Origin of the sequence: Corynebacterium sp. MSK008, from assembly GCF_030232585.1 — a bacterium.
Lineage (GTDB): Bacteria > Actinomycetota > Actinomycetes > Mycobacteriales > Mycobacteriaceae > Corynebacterium.
The window spans coordinates 24,619-25,703 of record NZ_JASPJX010000018.1; the positions used below are offsets into that span (position 1 = coordinate 24,619).

Genomic DNA, 1,085 nt, shown 5'->3' on the forward strand with positions numbered 1-1,085 from the left:
TTGCCGTCAATCAACTCAACCTTGGTGCCCTCAACCGGCTTCTCGTACTGATCCACCACCACATCAGACACCGAACCCGTCATGTCAACTTCGTTGATAACGGCTCGGAGCTTGGCTGCGGAAGCCCCCGCGTCGGTAGGAAAATCGGAATAGGTGCCATCCTCGTAGCGGAACTGAAGCGCCAGATTTTCATCAGGCAAGGTCACGCTCTTTGGGAGAGTAAACGCCAACGTCCGTAGTTCTTTAGGGGAGCCTCCCCCAACTCCCTCAATAACTCCAAGATCCTCAACGAGGTCTCTACCTTTAAGCAATCGCACGCTGTAATTTGCTTTATCTGGAAACGTGTCAGTCGACTCAATTTCAGCAGGTACCTCGATACGAACACTGTTGAAAGTCTGAGCAGCTTGGCCGAAGTCAAGGGTGAGCGTCGCAGCCCACTTATTGTCAGTTAGACCGGACTCCGAGAATCTCGCAGCAATAGTGGTGGTGTCAGTCTCCTGAGCACTTGCCAAGGATGCGCCACTTCCCACGCCCCCACTTACGCTCGGCACCGTCAGACCAGCCAGCGCCAGGGAGACAGACGTCATGCCGGCGACGACGGAGCGCTTGCCGGAGTGGCGGCGCGGGTTGCGCCCCGCGGAGGAGGACATTGCGTTATAACGCCCAGGGTTCGAAGGGCCCTGGGCGGCAGAGTCCGAGTTGAACTCGAACGGGGAGGAAGCGTTCTTCAAGATGGCTCCAATGGTTGTTTTTGTAAATGGGAGAAATTCGAGGAAGAAGTACATAGAACACACTTCTCCCGCGGAACTGCCGTAAAACCTACCAATTTGGACAGCTGCTTTCAAGCAAGCGTCAACCCTGAAAGTGCAGTTAATGAGGGCTTTTTCAGTTTTAAAAGGTTTTCTAAAGTTCCTAACAAAGAACACTCAGGCCCCGCCTAATCCTGAGAGAAACACAAAACGCCCCGAGCGGCTTGCTCGGGGCGTTAGGAAATTGGTGCGCCCGGAGGTGTCTGAAGTCACGACATATTTGACGGGGTGTGCCTGCGGAAGGCGTCGTGATCCTTGACAGGTCAGTCGCGTCAT

The 1,085-nt window shown here is 54.5% G+C and carries 1 protein-coding gene; it reads right to left on the bottom strand.

Annotated features, from left to right (window positions below):
• A partial coding sequence (locus QP996_RS11485; RefSeq protein ID WP_284872759.1) for a hypothetical protein occupies positions 1-785 on the bottom strand: 785 nt, incomplete at its 3' end.
• Positions 786-1,085: the final 300 nt, after the last annotated feature.